Below are 17504 nucleotides of genomic sequence, written 5' to 3'. Positions count from 1 at the left end.
GATGCCGGCGAACGTCGTTCTGAGGTCAGGCACGCTCCTCCCCGTCGAACACGAGCTCCGCCGCGTCGAACACCGGCCCGTCGGCGCACGCGGCGCGATACCCGGTCCGCGTCCGCACGACGCACCCCCGGCACGCGCCGATCCCGCAGGCCATGACCTCCTCGACGAGCGCCTCGCACCGCGCGCCCGCCGCGAGTGCGATCCCCGCCGCCGAGCGGAGCATCGCCTGCGGCCCGCAGCAGTAGACGCGGGCCGGCGCGTCCGTCTCCTCGAGCGCGCGCCCGACGAGGTCGCACACCGTCCCCCGGAGCCCTCGCGAGCCGTCGTCCGTGGCGACCTCGACGCGCACCGCGCCGTCCGTCGTCGGCCCGGGAAGCACGCCGTCGAGGAGCGCCGTCGCCGTCGGCGCGCCGACCAGAACCACCTGGCGGCGGCCGTCCCTCGCGAGCGTCCGCGAGAGGTGCCGCAGGCCCGCGACGCCGATGCCGCCGGCGACGAGCACCGCCCTCTCGCCGGGCTCCGGCAGGCCGAACCCGTTCCCCGAAGGTCCGAGGACCGACACCTCCGCCCCCTCCGGCAGCGAGAGGAGCGCGGCGGTGCCCTCCCCCCTCTTTCGCACGAGGAGCTCGAAGCGCCCCCGGCCCGTGACCGCGGCCACCGAGAAGGGGCGCCTCAGCGTGAGGTCCGCCGGCGTCCGCACGTGCACGAACTGCCCCGGGCGCGCGTCGGGGAACGCCCCGCCCGCGTCAAACGCGCACAGGAAGTCCTCCGCGCGCACGCGCGTCGCTCTCTCGAGCCTCGCAGTCGCCTGGATCGTCATGCTCCGGTTCGCTGAAGACGACCTCGCCTCCGCGGAGCGTCATCGTGACGCGTCCGCAGAGCACGTGGCCGATGAACGGCGAGTTCCTGGACCTCGAGCGGAACCAGGGCTCGTCCACCTTCCATCTGCGCTCGGCGTCGAACACCGCGACATCGGCGGGCGCGCCGACCTCGAGCGTGCCGCCGGGGACCCCGAGGATGGCCGCCGGGTTCACGCTCAGGACCTCGACGGCGCGCGACAGCGAGATGATCCCCGGCGCGACGAGGTGCGTGACGACCACGGGAAGCGTCGTCTCGAGGCCGATGGCGCCGGGCGGCGCCGCGTCGAACTCGACCTGCTTCTCCTCGAGCGAGTGCGGCGCGTGATCGCTCGCGACCGCGTCGATCGTTCCGTCGGCCAGCCCCTCGCGCAGCGCCTCGACGTCGCGGGCCGACCGGAGCGGCGGGTTCACCTTGAAGCTCGTGTCGTAGGTCCTCACGTCGTCGTCCGTCAGGCTCAGGTAGTGCGGGCAGGTCTCGCACGTGACCGCGGCGCCGTCCGCCTTGGCCCTTCGCACGAGCTCGACGGAGCCCCCCGTGGAGACGTGGGCGATGTGGAGCCGCGCGCCCGTGGCGCGGGCGAGGATGACGTCGCGGGCGACCATCACCTCCTCGGCGGCCGCCGGCGACGGCTTGAGCCCCGCGATCGTCGAGGCGAGCCCCTCGTGCATCGCGCCGCCCCGCGCGAGGTCGGCATCCTCGCAGTGCGCGATGATCGGTCGCCCGACCATCGAGGCGTACTGGAGCGCCATCCGCATGACGTGCCCGCTCGCCACGGGCGATCCGTCGTCGCTGAAGGCCACGGCGCCGGCCGCCGCGAGCTCGGCCATCTCGGTCAGCACCTTCCCCTCGCGCCCCACCGTCACGGCCGCGATCGGGTGCACGGCCGCGGCGCACGGCCTCGTCCGCACGAACTCCACCCACGAGGCGGTGTCCATGGCCGGGCTCGTGTTCGGCATGGCCGCCATCGCCGTGACGCCGCCGTGGACGGCCGCGAGGCCTCCGCTCTCGATCGTCTCCTCGTCCTCGCGGCCCGGCTCGCGCAGGTGCACGTGCATGTCCACGAAGCCCGGGCAGACGACGAGGCCCGCGACGTCGAGGACGGTCGTGGACTCGTCCGCCGGCAGGTTCGGCGCCCGCTCGGCGACCTTGCCGTCCACGATGAGGAGGTCGAGCCTGTCGTCGGCGCGCGTCGCGGGATCGACCAGCCGCCCGCCTCTCAGGAGCGTCTTCTTCATAGTCCCACCTCCGCGAGGATCTCGGCGCCCTCGACGCGCTCGGCCGCCCTCGCCCTGGACAGAAGGTAGATGACCGCCATGCGGACGGCGACCCCGTTCGTCACCTGCTCGAGGATCACGGAGCGCTCGCCGTCGGCCACGTCGGGCGCGAGCTCCACGCCGCGGTTGATCGGCCCCGGGTGCATGATCACGACGTCCGGTCGCATGCGCTCGACGCGCTCGCGCGTGACGCCGAAGAGCGCGGCGTACTCCCTGAGGCTCGGGATGAAGCAGCCGTCGAGCCGCTCCTGCTGGATGCGGAGGATGTTGACGACGTCGGCGTCCCCGACCGCCGCGTCGAGGTCGGTCGTCACGGCGACGCCGACGCGCTCGATCTCGGCCGGGATGAACGTCGCCGGGCCGCAGAGCGTCACCTCGGCGCCCATCGCCGTGAGCCCCCACACGTTCGAGCGGGCGACGCGCGAGTGCAGCACGTCCCCGAGGATGGTGACCTTCTTCCCCTCGATGTCGCCCATCCGCTCCCTCATCGTGAAGAGGTCGAGGAGGGCCTGGGTGGGGTGCTCGTGGGCGCCGTCGCCCGCGTTGATGATGGAGGCGTCGAGGTGGTCGGCGAGGAAGTGCGGCGCCCCGGGGGCCGAGTGGCGGATGACCACCATGTCCACCATCATGGCCTCGATGTTCCGCGCCGTGTCGCGAAGCGTCTCGCCCTTCTTCGCGCTCGACGTCGCCGCCGTGAAGCTCAGCGTGTCCGCCGACAGCCGCTTCTCCGCGAGCTCGAAGGACATGCGCGTGCGCGTGCTCGGCTCGAAGAAGAGATTGACCACGGTCACGCCGCGCAGCGTCGGCACCTTCTTGACGGGGCGGTCGAGGACCTCCCGGAACTTCGCGGCCGTGTCGAGGATGGTGACGATCTCCTCGCGCGTCACCCCCTCGAGGCCCAGGAGGTGCTTGCTCGTCCAGCTCACGCTTACCCTCCCCGAGGCTGAGGGGCAAACGCAACGGCGGGCCTCGCGAGCGCTAGCTTGCGATGACCCGCCGTATCGCGTTTGGTGTGCTCACCCTTACTAGCCTCGCCGTGCTAGTTTAAAAGGCGTCCGTCCATGTGTGGGTGCAGCGGCAGTCTAGCCGGGCGTCCCTGTCCGCGCAAGGGTTTTCTTGCGGGGCCCGCGCGCCGGACCGCCGGTCGCCGCTCCTACATGTCTCCGCGCAGTGGGACGACGCAGATGAACCGCAGCGTGCCCGTCCCGGTGTTCACGAAGTTGTGCTGCTCGTCCGGCTCAACGAGCAGGGAGTCGCCCGGCCCGAACGGCGCGTCCCCGTGCTCCGTCTTGAGCGCCCCCTGCCCCTCGACGCCGTAGATCACGTGCTCCCAGCCGTGGGCGTGCCACGGGGTCTTCCCACCGGGGGCGATCTCGAAGAGCCGCATGCCCACCGTCGGCGACTTCTCGTCCGCTCCGATGAGCTTCGCCGCCTTGACGCCCTCCGCGCCCGGCATCGTCACCGGCGCGGGAACCCGCTCGGACTTCGGCGCTGACTTCATCCTGGTCCTCCTCCCTGTCGCTTGCTGCCGGGCTCGCGCCGCCCGGACCTTCACCGTGCCATCCCCAGTGCCCGCGCCGCGCCCAGCCAGAACGCGGCGATGCTCCCGTGCGCTGCGAGGTGTTTCACGACCAACAGCGCGACGACGGCGGCGAGGCCGACGAGGGTGTCGCGCTCGCTCCTCCACGCGATGCCGGCCGCCCACGCCGGGCCGGCCGCGCCGCGGTACCGCCGCGGCGACGGCACCCAGCGCCTCACGCCCCGCCGGTAGTCGTCGTACGCCTCGCCGAACGCCTGAGCGAGGACGCGCTCCTCCCAGGCGACGATGGCCGCGTACTGGAGGGCGAAGAGGAGCGGCATCGCCCACAGGAGCCACCCGACCTTCGAGAGCACGGCGACGCCGCCCGCGATGGCGAAGTTGCCCAGGTAGAGCGGGTTTCGCACGAAGCCGAAGGGGCCCGACGTGACGAGCCCCTTCACGTTGGAGCCTCTCGTCCTCGTGAGCTTCCCCGCCACCCCTACGGCCCACAGGCGCAGCGCCTCGCCCGCGACGAGCAGCGCGGCCGCCCCGGCGAGCCTCGCGGCCGTCAGGCCTCCCGGCGTCGGCCAGAGCAGCGCGGCCGCGAGGATGCCGATCGGCGTGACGCTCCGCGCCCGGAAGAACGCACCGCCGATCCGCTCCCATCGCGTCGTCGCGCCGCTCGGCGAGAGCGGCGCGGGCGTGCTGCGCGCGTTCAGGGCGTCCATGGAGCGCGAGTCTCGCAGAAGTCGCGGCGGCGGTCAAGGAGCGGGGACGGCGCCGCCGCGCGCGCGTGGTCCGCCGCATGCGGCCGGACCGGCTCTGGACGCGGCGCGCCCAATCTGGTAACATTGTCTGGAGAAGCCGGTTCACGTCCGGTCGGCGCGCCGCGGCCTGCCGGACGCTCCGTCTCGGTTCCGCGGATGGCAGGAGGAATCGCCGTGAGCAGCCGTCGAAGCCTGTGTCCCGTGGCCGTTCTGGCCTCTGTTCTGGCCGTCACCGTCCTTGTCCTCCCCCGCGTGGCGCACGGCGCCTCCGAGCCGGTCTCCCCCACTGCGGCGGACTTCCCCGTGGCGGCGCTCGAGTCCGTCGAGCAGCTGTCCATCGCCCCGCTCGATCGCGACGCCCTCGCCATCGAGGACGAGGAGCGCGACCGGCAGGGTCTGGCGCCGCGGTACGCGGTTCCCCACCCCGTCTCGATGACCCCGGCGACCCACGGGTCGTGGGAGGAGCTCGACGGAGGCGTGAGCCTCTGGCGCCTGCGCATCACCTCCCCCGGCGCCCTGTCGCTCAACCTGGGCTTCACGACCTACCGCATGCCCGAGGGCGGCAGGCTCATGGTCTACGCCGCGGACATGGGCGAGGTCCTCAGGCCGTTCACGGCGGCCGACAACGCGGAGCACGGCGAGCTGTGGACGCCGGTCGTCCTCTCGGACGACATCGTGATCGAGGCGACCGTGCCGACCAAGGCCGTCCCGGCCCTCGCCCTGACGCTCACGTCGGTCAACGTGGGATACCGGGGCTTCGGCGAGCTGCTGTCCCGCGCTCCGGGCTCGTGCAACATCGACGTGATCTGCCCGCAGGGCGATCGCTGGCGGGATGACATCCGCTCCGTGGGCGTCATCTCGACCGGCGGCTCGCTCTTCTGCACCGGCTTCATGGTGAACAACACCTCGTCGAACGGCGTGCCCTACTTCATGACGGCCAGGCACTGCGGGGTCACGTCCAGCAACGCCGCCTCGCTCGTCGTGTACTGGAACTACCAGAGCCCGGTGTGCGGGCAGCTGAGCGGGGGCTCGCTGTCGAGCTCCCAGACGGGCTCGTACTTCAGGGCCTCCTACTCCAACTCGGACTTCACCCTCGTGGAGCTCGACGAGGACCCGAACCCGTCGTGGGGCGTCACGTTCGCGGGCTGGGACAGGACGGGAGCGGTCGCGGCCACCGCCACGGCCATCCACCACCCCGACACCGGCGTGAAGTGCATCAGCTTCGAGAACGACCCGACGCAGATCACGAGCTACCTCGGGACCTCGTCGCCGGGTGACGGCTCGCACGTTCGCGTTGTGGACTGGGACGAGGGCACGACGGAGCCCGGGTCGTCGGGAAGCCCGCTGTTCGACCAGAACCACCGCGTCATCGGCCAGCTGCACGGCGGCTACGCGGCGTGCGGCAACAACTCCTCCGACTGGTACGGCAGCTTCTCGTTGTCCTGGACCGGCGGCGGCACGAGCTCGACCCGCCTGTCGAACTGGCTTGACCCCGCGAGCACGGGAGCGACCACGACGGACCTCTATGACCCGAACGCGGCGGGGCTCAAGGTGACGCCGTCCTCAGGCCTCGCCGCGGCAGGCGATGCCGGCGGCCCCTTCACCCCGTCCAGCGTGACGTACACGCTGGAGAACCAGTACGACACCCGCATCGACTACGCGGTGACGAAGACGCAGCCGTGGGTCACGCTCTCGAGCGCGTCGGGGCACCTCGAGGGCCACGCGACCGCGGACGTCACGGTGTCCATCAACGCGGCGGCCAACACGCTCGGGAACGGCACGTACACCGACCTCGTTCAGTTCATCAACACGACGGACCACGTGGGCGACACCTCGAGGGGCGTCACTCTGACCGTCGGGGCGCCGACGCTCGTGCACAGCTTCTCGATGGACTTGGACCCGGGCTGGACGACGCAGGGTCTCTGGGCCTACGGGAGGCCGACCGGCGGCGGCGGCCAGTACGGCGGGCCGGATCCGATGAGCGGCTACACCGGCACGAACGTGTACGGCTACAACCTGAGCGGCGACTACGAGAACAACCTGCCGGAACGCCACCTCACGTCCACCGCCATCGACTGCTCCGCTCTGTCGTCGGTGACGCTCAAGTTCCGCCGCTGGCTCGGCGTGGAGCAGAGCATCTACGATCACGCGTACGTGAGGGTCAGCAACGACGGCACGAACTTCACGACCGTGTGGCAGAACGGCGGGACCATCGCGGAGACCGCCTGGTCGCTGCAGGAGATCGACATCTCAGCCGTTGCCGACGGGCAGGAGACGGTCTATCTCAGGTGGACGATGGGGACGACCGACTCGAGCTGGCGGTACTGCGGCTGGAACATCGACGACGTTGAGATCTGGGGGATCGAGGAGAGCCAGAGCAGCGTGGCTGAAGGCCCCGCGGCCCCGCGCCTCCTCCTCACGCCCAACTACCCGAACCCGTTCAGCCCGCGGACGTCGGTGCGGTTCGCGCTGCCTTCGCGGGGTCACGTCGACCTCGCGATCTACGACGTGGCCGGGAGGCTCGTGCGGCAGCTCGTGGACGGTGAGCTGGGCGCCGGCGAGCATGCCGTGTCGTGGGACGGGCAGGACGCCTCCGGCGCCGACGCCGCGTCGGGCGTCTACTTCTGCCGCCTCCGCGCGGGCGACGTGACCGAGGTCGGCCGGATGGCGCTCGTGAGGTAGGAGCGGACGACGAGGACGGACATCGCGAAGAGGCCCCGGCGGGCGCCGCCTGCCGGGGCCTTCGCTTTCGGACGCGGCCGCGTGACCGCGTCTGCCGTGAGGCCGGGCGCCCGGCCCGCGGGACAAAGAAAGGGGCCCGCTCCCAGAGCGGGCCCCGGCATGTGGTACCCCCGGCAGGACTTGAACCTGCGGCACACGGTTTAGGAAACCGTTGCTCTATCCACCTGAGCTACGGGGGCCCGCAACGTCAGCAGACGCGCCGAGGTCGCACGCGTCGCGCAAGCCTATTCCGAGTCGTATTCTACCAGACGGAAGACGTCGTAGCCACTCAGCTTGTCGCGGCCCTTGAGGAACGCGAGATCGACGACGAAGGCCAGCGCGGCGACCTCTCCTCCGAGCGACTCGACGAGCTTCACCGCGGCGGCCGCCGTGCCTCCCGTGGCGAGGAGGTCGTCCACGATGAGGACGCGCTGCCCGGGCGCGACGGCGTCGCGGTGCATCTCGATGGCGTCGGTCCCGTACTCGAGGGCGTACTCGGCGCGCACGGTCTCCGCCGGGAGCTTCCCCGGCTTGCGGGCTGGAACGAACCCCACGCCGAGCCGGTACGCGACGGCGGCCCCGAAGATGAACCCGCGCGCCTCGATGCCCACGACGACGTCGATGCGCTCCTTCTCGTAGCGAGCGGCGATCGCATCGACGGCGGCCCTGAGGCCCCGCGGGTCCTTGGCGAGCGTCGTGATGTCCCGGAAGACGATCCCGGTCTTCGGGAAACCCGGGACGCTCCGGATGAGGCTCCTGAGATCGGTCCTCGTGTCTGCGCTCATGGTCCTCCCCCGCTCGCCCGACGCTCCGCGGTCACGGAAGGCGGTCCAGCGGATCGACCGACGCGCCCCTGACCCTGACCTCGAAGTGGAGGTGCGGGCCGGTCGCGCGACCGTCGCTTCCGACGTACCCGACCGTCTGTCCGCGCTGCACCCTCTCCTCGATGTCGACGACGGCCCGCGACAGGTGCGCGTAGAGCGTGATCGTGCGGCTGCCGTGGTCCACCATGACGACCGTGCCGTATCCGCTCATGCGGCTTGCGAACACCACCTCGCCGTCGGCCGCCGCCAACACCCGCTCGCCGTGCGCCGCCTCGATGTCGATGCCCTGGTGGAACGTCCTGCTCTTGTTGATGGGGTCGGTCCGCGTCCCGAACGGGCTTCTGACGGACGCTCTGTTCCGTCCGGCAAGCGGCCACGCGAACGCGAGGTCGCCCGCCTGCCTCGGTTCTTCCGTCGGCCTCCGCGGCGCCGCGACGACCGCGCGCGAAGCTCCCGGGATGAACAGCCGCTGCCCGACGAGGATGGTGTCGTCGCGCAGGCCGTTGGCCTCCTTGATCTCCGTCACCGAGACGCCGTAGGCCTTCGCGATGCGCCAGAGGGTCTCCCCGCCCGCCACCACGTGGTGCGCGCCGGGGCCGGCCGGAGGAGCCGTCGCGGCGCGCTGGCGCGGCGGGAGCGGCGTGCACGAGGTCGCCGCAAGACCGAGGGCGACGACCGCGAGCCCGAGAGCGAGCCTCGCGCGGAAGCGCCCGCTCGCGCGGGAGGCCGTCACGACCTGCGGCCCTCGGCGAGGGCGAACGCCGTCGCCACGGCGTCCTCGGCCGATGCCGCGCGCACGACGTCCGGCGCGGCCGCGGCGTCCGCCGGCGACACGACGGGGATGCCCATCGCCAGCGCGAGCGCGACCTCTGAGAGCGTCCCGTACCCGCCCTCGACCGCCACGACCGCGTCGGCTGCCCGCACGTTCACGGCGTTCCTCGCGTGTCCGAGGTCTGTCGCGATGGGGATGGCGATGTGCGGATTCGCCGCCGCGGCGTCCGGACCGGGGAGGATGCCCACGGTGAGCCCGCCGGCCTCGCTCGCGCCGCGCGCCGCGGCCTCCATGACGCCGCCGAGGCCACCACAAATGAGAACACCGCCCCGGCGAGCGACCTCCCTGCCAACGCGCTCGGCGATCGAAGCGGTCTTCTCGTCACAGCGGCCGGCACCGACCACCGTGATCCTCACAGGGCGAGGCGACATCCGTGCCTCCCTTGTGGGATGGTCGGGGCGAGAGGATTTGAACCTCCGACCTCATGGTCCCGAACCATGCGCGCTAACCGGCCTGCGCTACGCCCCGACGTGAACTGCGATGCTACACTAGAGCCGCCACAGATGCAAGACCCCTTGCGAGGCCAGGGTGACGATGACCCCCGCGATGACCACCCCCGCGACGACCGCCGGGACCGCGTACCTCGGCCGCACGCCGAGGAGGTGGGCGGCGAGCACCCCCGTCCAGGCGCCCGTCATCGGGAGCGGCACGGCCACGAAGAGCGCGAGGCCGATCGCCTCGTACCGCTCGATGAGGCCGCTCCGCCTGCGCGTCCGCGCGAAGACAGCCTCGATGACGCGCCGCGCGAAGGCCCAGCGCTCGAGGAACCTCGTCATCGGCCCGAGCGCGAAGAGGAGCGGGATGACCGGCGCGAGGTTCCCGGCCGCCGCGACGAGGAACGCCTCCCGCCACGGCATGCCGGAACCGACGCCGAGCGGGATCCCGCCGCGAAGCTCCGCGACGGGGAGCGCCGACAGCGCGAACACCTTCACCCTGAGGCGAGCCTCGGGCGACAGACCGTTCCACATCTCAGCGAGCGCCTCGAGCACCCCCGCGCCCTCCTATCTCGCCGCGCCCCAGCCCTCACGGCCGAGGAGCGGCACGAACACGCAGCCGCCCGCGTTGCGCTCCGAGAGCGAGCCGGCGCGGCGGCGGATCACCCTGAGCTCCTGGAAGCCCTGGCCGCCGACGGGGATCACGATGATCCCGGGGTCGGCGAGCTGCTCGAGCAGGCTCTGCGGCACCTCGGGCGCGCCCGCCGTCACGAGGATGCGGTCGTACGGCGCGAACTCCGAAAGCCCGATGGTCCCGTCGCCGATGTGGACGATGACGTTCGCGATGCCCAGGGACTCGATGGTCTCCTGGGCGCGCCGCGCGAGCGACGCGACGCGCTCGACGCTCACGACGCGGTCGACGAGTTCCGCGAGCACGGCCGTCTGGTACCCGGAGCCCGTCCCGACCTCCAGCACCTTCTCGCTGCCGTCGAGGGCGAGCTCCTGTGTCATGAGGGCGACCATGTACGGCTGCGAGATCGTCTGCCCCTCCCCGATCGGAAGCGCGTGGTCGCCGTAGGCCGAGTCCTCGAACCCGGGCCCCACGAAGAGGTGCCTGGGTACCGCGCGCATGGCCGCGAGCACCCGCTCGTCCGAGATGCCCCGGGCGGCGATCTGCTCCTCGACCATCCTGGCGCGAAGCGCGTCCCAGTCTCTCACGACTTCGCCTCGCCCCGGCCCGCCGCGGCGCGGGGCCCGAGCGCATCCGCCAGGGGCCAGTCCCGGAGCGCCGCGAGCGACCCGTGGTCGGTAAGGTCGAGATGGACGGGCGTCACGGACACGAGCCCACTTGCGACCGCCTCGAAGTCGGTCCCGGGCCCGCTCGGCGTCGCGGAGCTCTGTCCGCCGATCCAGTAGTACTCCCGTCCCCGCGGATCGGTCTTCTTCACGACCGAGTCCTCGTACACCTGCTTCCCGAGCCTCGTGAGGGCGACGCCCCCGATGCCCCCGGACGGCACGTTCGGGACGTTGACGTTGAGGAGCGTGCCCGGCGGGAGCCCCCGCTCGAGCACGAGGGACGCGACCCCCGCCGCGACCTCCGCCGCCGGTCCGTAGTCGAACGCGCCGTCGGGCGAGCGGGCCAGCGAGACGGCAACCGCCGGAATGCCGAGGATCGTGGCCTCCATCGCCGCGGCGACGGTTCCCGAGTACGTGACGTCGTGCCCCATGTTCGGACCGCGGTTGACGCCCGAGACCACGAGCGCCGGGCGCTCCGGCAGCAGGTTCTTGACCGCCAGAAGCACGCAGTCGGTCGGCGTGCCCTCGACGCTCACGACGTCGTCGGACAGCCGGTTGGCACGAAGCGGCACGTCGAGCGTGAGCGAGTGGCTCGACGCGCTCCGCTCGCGGTCCGGCGCGACGACGATCACTCGACCGAGCGGCAGGAGCGCGCGGTGCAGCGCGGCGATGCCGGGCGCGCGGACGCCGTCGTCGTTGCTGACGAGGATCACGGGCTTGTCCAGGAGGCCTCCTATCGCCAGAAGAGACTGAGCAGCACGAGCCTCACGAAGCGGAGCGTGTCCACGAACGGGTTGATGTGACTGACGCCGCCCGCGTAGATGGACTCGATCGGGATGGACGATATCCTCGCGCCCCGCCGAGCGGCGCGGATGAGGATCTCCGACTCCGTGTCGTACCGCGACGTCACGAGCGGAAGGTCCCTCACGACGTCGGTCCTCAGAATGCGGTATCCGCTCTGGCTGTCCGGGATGTCCTGGCCGGCCAGACGCGACACGATGCGGGAGGTCGTCCGGTTCGTCCAGATCCTGATGGCGGGCATCGCGCCGACGGCCCGCATGCGCGACCCGACCACGATGTCCGCGCCCTCCTTCTCGAGCGCCTCGACGAACGCCGGGAGCGCCGCCGGGTCGTGCTGGAGATCGCCGTCCATCGTGACGACCGCGTCGTACCCGCGCTCGGCGGCGCAGGCGAAGCCTGTCTTCAGGGCCGCGCCCTTCCCCCGGTTCACCTCGTGACGGACGACCGACGCCCCCGCCTCCCGGGCGACGGCGCCGGTGCGGTCGTCGGAGCCGTCGTCCACGACCAGGGCGTCCAGCGCGGGGGCGACCTCCCGGATCCGGCCGACGAGGCGCCCGATCGTCTCCTCGACGTTCTTGCAGGGGATGACGACCACGATCCTCACCGCGCGCTCCTCACCCGCGCCGCGCCCCTGCGCCCCCGCGCAGTGCGGGCGGCCTCGCCGCCCCAGATGGGCCGAAAGACGTACCACTGCTCGGGATGCTCCCGGATGCGCCGCTCCACCACCGTCAGACAGCGGTTCACGCAGTCGCGGACGTCGCCCGCCTCGTCGTCCGTCGTCCTCGGGACGATCGGATCGTCCACGAGGAGATCGTACCGGCCGTCCTCCGTCATGAGAAGGAAACACGGAACAAGCGTCGCTCCGAGCCGGCGCGCCAGCACGGCGTGTCCGTCGGGGACCAGCGTCGTCTTTCCCATGAACGTCGCGTGGATGCCCTGTCCGGTCACCGGTCGGTCGCCGACGATGGCGACCGCGCCGCCGCCCTTGAGCGCCCTGAAGCACCGGTGGAACGACGACACAGTGACGACCGCGCAGCCCTTCGACTCCCTCCGTCCGTTGAAGAACGCGGTGACTCGCGGGCTCGGGTGAGTGTCCGCGAGCACGGTGAGCGGCGTCACCGCGAGCGCCACGGCCGCCGCCCCGAGCTCCCAGTTGCCGAGGTGCGCGGTGAGGAAGACGAGCGGCCCCCCGGCCCCGGTCTGACGCAGCCTCGCGAGGCCCTCGATGCTGCGCTCGGTCAGCCACTCGCCCAGGTTGTCGCGCGTGAAGAACGGGAACCTGAGGAAGTCGGCGACGAAGACGGCGAAGTTGGCGTAGATGCGGAGGCGGAGCCCGCGCAGCTCGCGCTCCGACATCGTGTCGCCGAAGGCGGTCCGGAGGTTCTCGATGAGGTGCCTGCGCGTGCGTCTCTGGAGGGCGCACGACAGTCTGCCCACCGCGGCGGCGATCCTGCGCGCGGTGGGCAGAGAGAGCCTCAGGGCCAGGAACGCTCCCAACCTGTAGAGGTTGTAAGCAAACATCGCTCGCGTTGCCGCTCCGGCCCCGGCGGCCTTGATCTCGTGATGGTCGGGGCGACTGGATTCGAACCAGCGACCCCTAGCCCCCCATGCTAGTGCGCTAACCGGACTGCGCTACGCCCCGACACCGCAGAATCTACCACGCGTGCCGAGCCCTGACAAGGGCCAATGTGACGGCCGCTCGGGGGCGGCTCAGCGCGAGGGCGCCGCGTTCTCGGGTTTCGGGTCCCGCATCATGAGCTCGCCGATGGCCTCGCGCGGGTCCTTGCCGTCGAAGAGCACGGCGGCCATCTGCTCGGCGATGGGCATCTCGACCCCGTGTCGGCGCGAGAGGTCCACGGCGCTCGTGGTCGTCCGCACGCCCTCGGCGACCATGACCATGGAATCGAGGATCTCGCGGAGGGAGCGGCCTCCGGCGATCTGCTCGCCGACGTATCGGTTCCTGCTGTGCCTGGATATGCACGTCGTGATGAGATCGCCCATGCCCGACAGGCCCGCGAAGGTCGCGGGCTCCCCCCCCATCGCCACGCCGAGCCGCGTGATCTCGGCCAGGCCGCGCGTGAGCAGGGCGCCCTTCGTGTTGTCGCCGTACCCGAGCCCGTCGCAGATGCCGGCGGCGATGGCGATGACGTTCTTGAGCGACACGGCGAGCTCGACGCCGACGACGTCGGTGTTCGTGTAGACCCTGAGGCGAGGCGTCATGAGGAGATCGCGGGCGGCCACGGCGACCTCCTGTTCGCGCGCGGCGGACACGACGGCCGTGGGAAGCCCGCGGCTCACCTCCTCCGCGTGGCTCGGGCCGACCAGCGACGCGATGCGGCGCGCGTCCGGGCGGCCGAGCGTCTCCGAGAGCACCTCGGACATCCTGAGGAGCGTGCCGTTCTCGATGCCCTTCGCGACGTTCACCACGAGCGCGTCCGGGCGCAGGCGCTTCGCGGCGCGCTCCGCGACGGCCCGCATCGCGTGCGAGGGGACGGCGGCGACGACGGCGTCCGCGCCGGAGAGCGCGCTCCCGATGTCGCCCGTCACGGCGACGGCGGGCGGCACGGGAATGCCCGGGAGGAACCGCCTGTTCTCTTGGTCGCGCGGGATGGCCTGGACCTGCGCGGCGTCGTGCTCCCACAGGACGACCTGGTGTCCCTTCCCGTGCAGCACGAGACCGAGCGTCGTGCCCCAGCTGCCCGCGCCCAGGACCGCGACACGGCTCATCGGTCGCCTCCCTTCGGCCCGGCCGGCCGCGCGGCGCCGAACCGGTTCTCCGTGCCGGCGAGGAGGCGTCCGACGTTGGAGCGGTGCCTCGCCACGATGAGCGCCGCCACGACGGCCGCGGCGGCCACGAGCGCCGCGGGCTGCGCCGTGCCGGCCCGCCGCGCCTCGACCCAGACGCCCCACGGCAGCGCGAGCGCTCCCGCGATCGACCCGAGCGACACGTACCGTGTGGCGGCGACGAGCGCGCACCAGACCGCCGCCGCCGCGAGCGTCGCGAGCGGCGAGAGCGCAAGGAACACGCCGCACGCGGTGGCCACGCCCTTCCCTCCCCGGAAGCCGGCGAACACCGGCCACGCGTGGCCCGCGATCGCCGCGACGCCCGCCGCGAGCCGAACGCCCGTCGGTCCGAGCGGAGAGCCGCCGCCGAGAGCGGGCGCGATCGCGAGCACCGCGACGACCCCCTTCGCGATGTCCGCGATGAGTACCGGGACGGCGGCGCGGGGACCAAGAACGCGCCAGGCGTTGGTGAAGCCGGGGTTCCCGCTCCCGGCGGTGCGCAGGCTCGTCCCGCGGAGGCGCGCGGCGATGTCGCCCGCCGGGATCGACCCGACGAGGTACGAGAGCGCGGCGACGAGCAGCGTCGGCACCATGGCCCTAGCGTCTCTTCCTCACGTTGATGCGGATGGGCACGCCGGCGAAACCATACTCCCGCCTGAGCTGGTTTGCAAGGTAGCGGCGGTACGCGTGGTCGACGGCCTCCGGGTCGCTCACGAAGACCACGAACGTCGGGGGGCGCACGCCGACCTGAGAGGCGTAGAGGATGTGCGATCGGTGGCCGCCCCGCGGCGGACGGCGGTCTGCCGCGGCCATGATCGCGCGGTTCACGTCGTGCGTCGGGATGCGCTTCGACGCCTCGCGGTGCACCTCGCGCGCCAGGGAGAGGACCTTCCTCACCCGCTGGCCGGTGAGCGCCGAGATCTGCACGACCGGCGCGTGCCTCACGAAGGCGAGCTCGGTCTGCGCGTGGCGCTCGTACATGCCCGCCGTGGAGGAGTCCTTCTCGACGAGGTCCCACTTGTTGAACGCGACGATGAGACCCCTCCCCGCCTCTTCGACGAACCCCGCGATCCTCGCGTCCTGCGCGACGATGCCCTCGGTGGCGTCCGCGACCAGCACCGCGACGTCGGCGCGCTCGATGCTCTTGAGCGAGCGCATCGCGCTCCAGAGCTCCACGCCGCGGTCGATCTGCGACTTCCGCCGGAGCCCGGCCGTGTCGATCAGGACGAACCGCTCGCCCTCGAACGTGACGACGGTGTCGATCGCGTCGCGGGTCGTGCCCGGCGTGCCGTGGACGATCACGACGTCCTGTCCCACGAGCCTGTTGACCAGGGACGACTTGCCGACGTTCGGGCGGCCGACGACGGCCACGCGCACGCCTGTCTCCTCGGGGGCCGCGGCCGACGCCGGGATGATCGCGACGAGGCGGTCGAGCAGGTCGCCCACGCCGCGCCCGTGCAGGGCAGACACCGGCAGGGGCTCGCCGAGGCCCAGCGCGTAGAACTCCGGCGCGTCCGCCTCGTGCTCCCCCGCGTCCACCTTGTTGGCGGCGAGGAGGACGGGCTTCGGGGAGCGCCTGAGGAGCGCGGCGATGTCGGCGTCCACGACCGTGGGGCCGGTCGTCCGGTCCACGACGAGCACGACGGCGTCGGCCTCGCCGATGGCGGCCTCGGCCTGCGCGCGGACCATGGCGGCCATGGCCTCCTCTTCGCCGGGGAGCATGCCGCCCGTGTCCACGACGACGAACCGCCGGCCGCTCCAGTCGGTCTCGCGGTAGTTCCTGTCGCGCGTGACGCCCGGCTCGTCGTCCACGACGGCCACGCCGGAGCGCGTGATGCGGTTGAAGAGCATCGACTTCCCGACGTTCGGGCGGCCGACGATCGCGACGACGGGGAGGTTCGCCCGCTCACCGGTGTTCGCTTCCACGAGTCACTCCGTCCCGCCGCCGCGGGCGGCTTCGAGGAGGGCCGAGACCACGTCGTGGACGGCCGATACGTTCGTTCTCCCCGCGGCGATGTCGGCGATGGTCATGCCGTCGAGCGTGAGACCGTCCTCGTTGAAGGCCTCGCCGGGGACGAGGATCAGGTCGGCCGCCCCGGCCTCCGCGACGCCCCGGGCCAGGTCGCGTCCCGGCAGGAGCCCCGCCACGGTGACGCTCGGGCCGAAAAGCGAGTTCCCGACGGACACAACGCGCGCCGTCACGGGCGCCGCGGCGGCGAGCGCGGTCCTCACGGCCCTCTCGATGAACGGCGCGGCGATCGTGCCCGTGACGATCGCGAGATGGAGGGGCTTCGCCACGAGGCCGCGAAGCTCGGCGGCCCGCTCCGCGAGGTCCGCCTCGAACCTCCTGAGCAGCCCGACGCCGTTCTCGATCTGCGGGAACTCCTCGTAGCTCTCGAAGGACGGGAGCTCCCGCCCCGCCACGAGGTACAGCTCGTCGGCCGCGAACACGACCGCGCTTCCCCGCTCGGCCCGCAGCGCCGGCTGACGCCGCTCCACCGAGTCGGCGAGCGCGGCGGCGAGCGCGGGCGCGACCGGCCGTGCGTCGGGCAGCCCCGCGCGGTGGGCCGTCAGCCCGACGGGGACGACCGCGATCGAGCGCACGACCGACGGAAGCGCGAGCAGATCGTCGAGCGTCCGCTCGAACGCGGCGCCGTCGTTGACGCCCGGGCAGACGACGATCTGTGCGTGGACCTCGACGCGAGCGTCCCCGAGTCGCCGCAGCGACGCGAGGATCGACGGCGCCTTCGGGTTCCCCAGCATCCGGCGACGCACGGCGTCGTCGGTCGCGTGGACCGAGACGTAGAGCGGCGACAGGCGCTGCTCAGCGATGCGCGCGTAGTCCGCGGGCGAGAGATTCGTCAGCGTGATGTAGTTGCCGTAGGCGAACGAGAGCCTGTAGTCCTCGTCCTTGACGTACAGGCTTCTCCGGAGTCCGCGGGGCAGCTGATCGACGAAGCAGAAGATGCACCGGTTCCCGCACGTGCGGGTCTCGTCGGGCGCGAAATCAACGCCGAGGTCGGCCGGGCCCTCCGTCGGGAGCGCGACCTCCGTCACGGCGCCGTCTCGCGCGAGCGCGCACGCGACGGTCCCGCTCTCAGCGCAGCCGAGCGCGAACGCGAGATCGAGCGAATCGTGGACCGGACGCCCATCCACGGCGATCAGGTCGTCGTCCGCCAGGAACCCCGCCCGCGCGGCCGCTGTGCCTGGCCGCACGCCGAGCACCCGCACGAGGTCCTCCGGGGGGCCCCGGCGGCGCGCCGGCGAGGGCCGCGCCGCTCCGGGGCGTAACATGGAGCGGGCAACGGGATTCGAACCCGCGACTCTCAGCTTGGGAAGCTGATACTCTACCAGCTGAGTTATGCCCGCTCGGAATGCGCCAGTCTGCCTG

The 17504-nt window shown here is 72.1% G+C and carries 18 protein-coding genes and 4 tRNA genes; 1 reads left to right on the top strand and 21 read right to left on the bottom strand.

Annotated elements, in window-relative coordinates; all coding sequences use genetic code 11:
- Window positions 1-25 precede the first annotated feature (25 nt).
- From FJY74_01785 to FJY74_01765, 5 genes are all read right to left on the bottom strand, one after another.
- Entirely contained in the window at window positions 26-820 is a 795-nt protein-coding gene (locus FJY74_01785) for a dihydroorotate dehydrogenase electron transfer subunit (protein MBM3307041.1), read from the bottom strand.
- Window positions 747-2096, bottom strand: coding sequence for a dihydroorotase (locus FJY74_01780; GenBank protein MBM3307040.1), 1350 nt, complete (start codon window positions 2094-2096; stop codon window positions 747-749). The genes FJY74_01785 and FJY74_01780 overlap by 74 nt, the downstream gene beginning before the upstream one ends.
- Window positions 2093-3061, bottom strand: a complete 969-nt coding sequence (locus tag FJY74_01775) for an aspartate carbamoyltransferase catalytic subunit (GenBank protein MBM3307039.1) — start codon at window positions 3059-3061, stop codon at window positions 2093-2095. The genes FJY74_01780 and FJY74_01775 overlap by 4 nt, the downstream gene beginning before the upstream one ends.
- A 227-nt stretch (window positions 3062-3288) precedes the next feature.
- Window positions 3289-3636 (bottom strand): cupin domain-containing protein, encoded by a 348-nt coding sequence (locus tag FJY74_01770; GenBank protein MBM3307038.1) that lies wholly within the window; start codon window positions 3634-3636, stop codon window positions 3289-3291.
- 50 nt (window positions 3637-3686) lie between these two features.
- Window positions 3687-4382, bottom strand: a complete 696-nt coding sequence (locus tag FJY74_01765) for an isoprenylcysteine carboxylmethyltransferase family protein (protein ID MBM3307037.1) — start codon at window positions 4380-4382, stop codon at window positions 3687-3689.
- Window positions 4383-4595: 213 nt separating this feature from the next.
- On the opposite strand from FJY74_01765, the gene FJY74_01760 reads away from it, so the two are divergent.
- Entirely contained in the window at window positions 4596-7103 is a 2508-nt protein-coding gene (locus FJY74_01760; protein MBM3307036.1) for a trypsin-like peptidase domain-containing protein, read from the top strand.
- A 162-nt stretch (window positions 7104-7265) separates the two neighbouring features.
- On the opposite strand, the gene FJY74_01755 is transcribed toward FJY74_01760, so the two are convergent.
- The 16 genes from FJY74_01755 to FJY74_01680 form a co-directional block, all read right to left on the bottom strand.
- Window positions 7266-7342 (bottom strand) — tRNA-Arg (locus tag FJY74_01755).
- 45 nt (window positions 7343-7387) lie between these two features.
- Window positions 7388-7927, bottom strand: coding sequence for an adenine phosphoribosyltransferase (locus FJY74_01750; GenBank protein ID MBM3307035.1), 540 nt, complete (start codon window positions 7925-7927; stop codon window positions 7388-7390).
- 31 nt (window positions 7928-7958) lie between these two features.
- Window positions 7959-8699, bottom strand: coding sequence for a M23 family metallopeptidase (locus tag FJY74_01745; GenBank protein ID MBM3307034.1), 741 nt, complete (start codon window positions 8697-8699; stop codon window positions 7959-7961).
- Entirely contained in the window at window positions 8696-9169 is a 474-nt protein-coding gene (locus FJY74_01740) for a TIGR00725 family protein (GenBank protein MBM3307033.1), read from the bottom strand. Before FJY74_01740 ends, FJY74_01745 begins: the two co-directional genes overlap by 4 nt.
- A gap of 19 nt (window positions 9170-9188) precedes the next feature.
- Window positions 9189-9266 (bottom strand) — tRNA-Pro (locus tag FJY74_01735).
- A 20-nt stretch (window positions 9267-9286) separates the two neighbouring features.
- Entirely contained in the window at window positions 9287-9766 is a 480-nt protein-coding gene (locus FJY74_01730; protein MBM3307032.1) for a small multi-drug export protein, read from the bottom strand.
- Between the two features lie 33 nt (window positions 9767-9799).
- Window positions 9800-10420: a protein-L-isoaspartate(D-aspartate) O-methyltransferase gene (locus tag FJY74_01725; GenBank protein MBM3307031.1), complete on the bottom strand. Its 621-nt coding sequence runs from the start codon at window positions 10418-10420 to the stop codon at window positions 9800-9802.
- Between the two features lie 26 nt (window positions 10421-10446).
- Window positions 10447-11253 (bottom strand): 5'/3'-nucleotidase SurE, encoded by an 807-nt coding sequence (gene surE / locus FJY74_01720; protein MBM3307030.1) that lies wholly within the window; start codon window positions 11251-11253, stop codon window positions 10447-10449.
- 8 nt (window positions 11254-11261) lie between these two features.
- Complete coding sequence (locus FJY74_01715; GenBank protein ID MBM3307029.1) at window positions 11262-11933, bottom strand: glycosyltransferase family 2 protein; 672 nt, start codon at window positions 11931-11933, stop codon at window positions 11262-11264.
- Window positions 11930-12850 (bottom strand): lysophospholipid acyltransferase family protein, encoded by a 921-nt coding sequence (locus tag FJY74_01710; GenBank protein ID MBM3307028.1) that lies wholly within the window; start codon window positions 12848-12850, stop codon window positions 11930-11932. The genes FJY74_01715 and FJY74_01710 overlap by 4 nt, the downstream gene beginning before the upstream one ends.
- A gap of 43 nt (window positions 12851-12893) precedes the next feature.
- A tRNA-Pro gene (locus tag FJY74_01705) sits at window positions 12894-12971 on the bottom strand.
- 68 nt (window positions 12972-13039) lie between these two features.
- The gene (locus FJY74_01700) at window positions 13040-14056 is read right to left on the bottom strand and encodes an NAD(P)-dependent glycerol-3-phosphate dehydrogenase (protein ID MBM3307027.1); all 1017 of its coding nucleotides are present in this window, start codon (window positions 14054-14056) and stop codon (window positions 13040-13042) included.
- On the bottom strand, window positions 14053-14706 hold the full coding sequence (gene plsY / locus FJY74_01695; protein ID MBM3307026.1) for a glycerol-3-phosphate 1-O-acyltransferase PlsY: 654 nt from the start codon (window positions 14704-14706) through the stop codon (window positions 14053-14055). Before plsY ends, FJY74_01700 begins: the two co-directional genes overlap by 4 nt.
- A gap of 4 nt (window positions 14707-14710) precedes the next feature.
- Window positions 14711-15964: a ribosome biogenesis GTPase Der gene (der, locus tag FJY74_01690; protein ID MBM3307025.1), complete on the bottom strand. Its 1254-nt coding sequence runs from the start codon at window positions 15962-15964 to the stop codon at window positions 14711-14713.
- Between the two features lie 78 nt (window positions 15965-16042).
- Entirely contained in the window at window positions 16043-17344 is a 1302-nt protein-coding gene (locus FJY74_01685) for a DUF512 domain-containing protein (protein MBM3307024.1), read from the bottom strand.
- Between the two features lie 62 nt (window positions 17345-17406).
- A tRNA-Gly gene (locus tag FJY74_01680) sits at window positions 17407-17482 on the bottom strand.
- Window positions 17483-17504 lie beyond the last annotated feature (22 nt).

The sequence above is a fragment of the Candidatus Effluviviaceae Genus I sp. genome (assembly GCA_016867725.1).
Taxonomy (GTDB): domain Bacteria; phylum Joyebacterota; class Joyebacteria; order Joyebacterales; family Joyebacteraceae; genus VGIX01.
Note: the sequence above shows the minus strand (reverse complement) of the source record. Positions and strands in the feature narration are given on the sequence as shown.

What these genes read in the sequence shown, in the direction of transcription:
- FJY74_01785 (MBM3307041.1), bottom strand. Translation starts at nt 820, where the DNA reads ATGACGATCCAGGCGACTGCGAGGCTCGAGAGAGCGACGCGCGTGCGC.
- FJY74_01780 (MBM3307040.1), bottom strand. Translation starts at nt 2,096, where the DNA reads ATGAAGAAGACGCTCCTGAGAGGCGGGCGGCTGGTCGATCCCGCGACG.
- FJY74_01770 (MBM3307038.1), bottom strand. Translation starts at nt 3,636, where the DNA reads ATGAAGTCAGCGCCGAAGTCCGAGCGGGTTCCCGCGCCGGTGACGATG.
- FJY74_01765 (MBM3307037.1), bottom strand. Translation starts at nt 4,382, where the DNA reads ATGGACGCCCTGAACGCGCGCAGCACGCCCGCGCCGCTCTCGCCGAGC.
- FJY74_01750 (MBM3307035.1), bottom strand. Translation starts at nt 7,927, where the DNA reads ATGAGCGCAGACACGAGGACCGATCTCAGGAGCCTCATCCGGAGCGTC.
- FJY74_01740 (MBM3307033.1), bottom strand. Translation starts at nt 9,169, where the DNA reads ATGTCGCCTCGCCCTGTGAGGATCACGGTGGTCGGTGCCGGCCGCTGT.
- FJY74_01730 (MBM3307032.1), bottom strand. Translation starts at nt 9,766, where the DNA reads ATGTGGAACGGTCTGTCGCCCGAGGCTCGCCTCAGGGTGAAGGTGTTC.
- FJY74_01725 (MBM3307031.1), bottom strand. Translation starts at nt 10,420, where the DNA reads ATGGTCGAGGAGCAGATCGCCGCCCGGGGCATCTCGGACGAGCGGGTG.
- FJY74_01710 (MBM3307028.1), bottom strand. Translation starts at nt 12,850, where the DNA reads ATGTTTGCTTACAACCTCTACAGGTTGGGAGCGTTCCTGGCCCTGAGG.
- FJY74_01700 (MBM3307027.1), bottom strand. Translation starts at nt 14,056, where the DNA reads ATGAGCCGTGTCGCGGTCCTGGGCGCGGGCAGCTGGGGCACGACGCTC.
- plsY (MBM3307026.1), bottom strand. Translation starts at nt 14,706, where the DNA reads ATGGTGCCGACGCTGCTCGTCGCCGCGCTCTCGTACCTCGTCGGGTCG.
- der (MBM3307025.1), bottom strand. Translation starts at nt 15,964, where the DNA reads ATGCTCTTCAACCGCATCACGCGCTCCGGCGTGGCCGTCGTGGACGAC.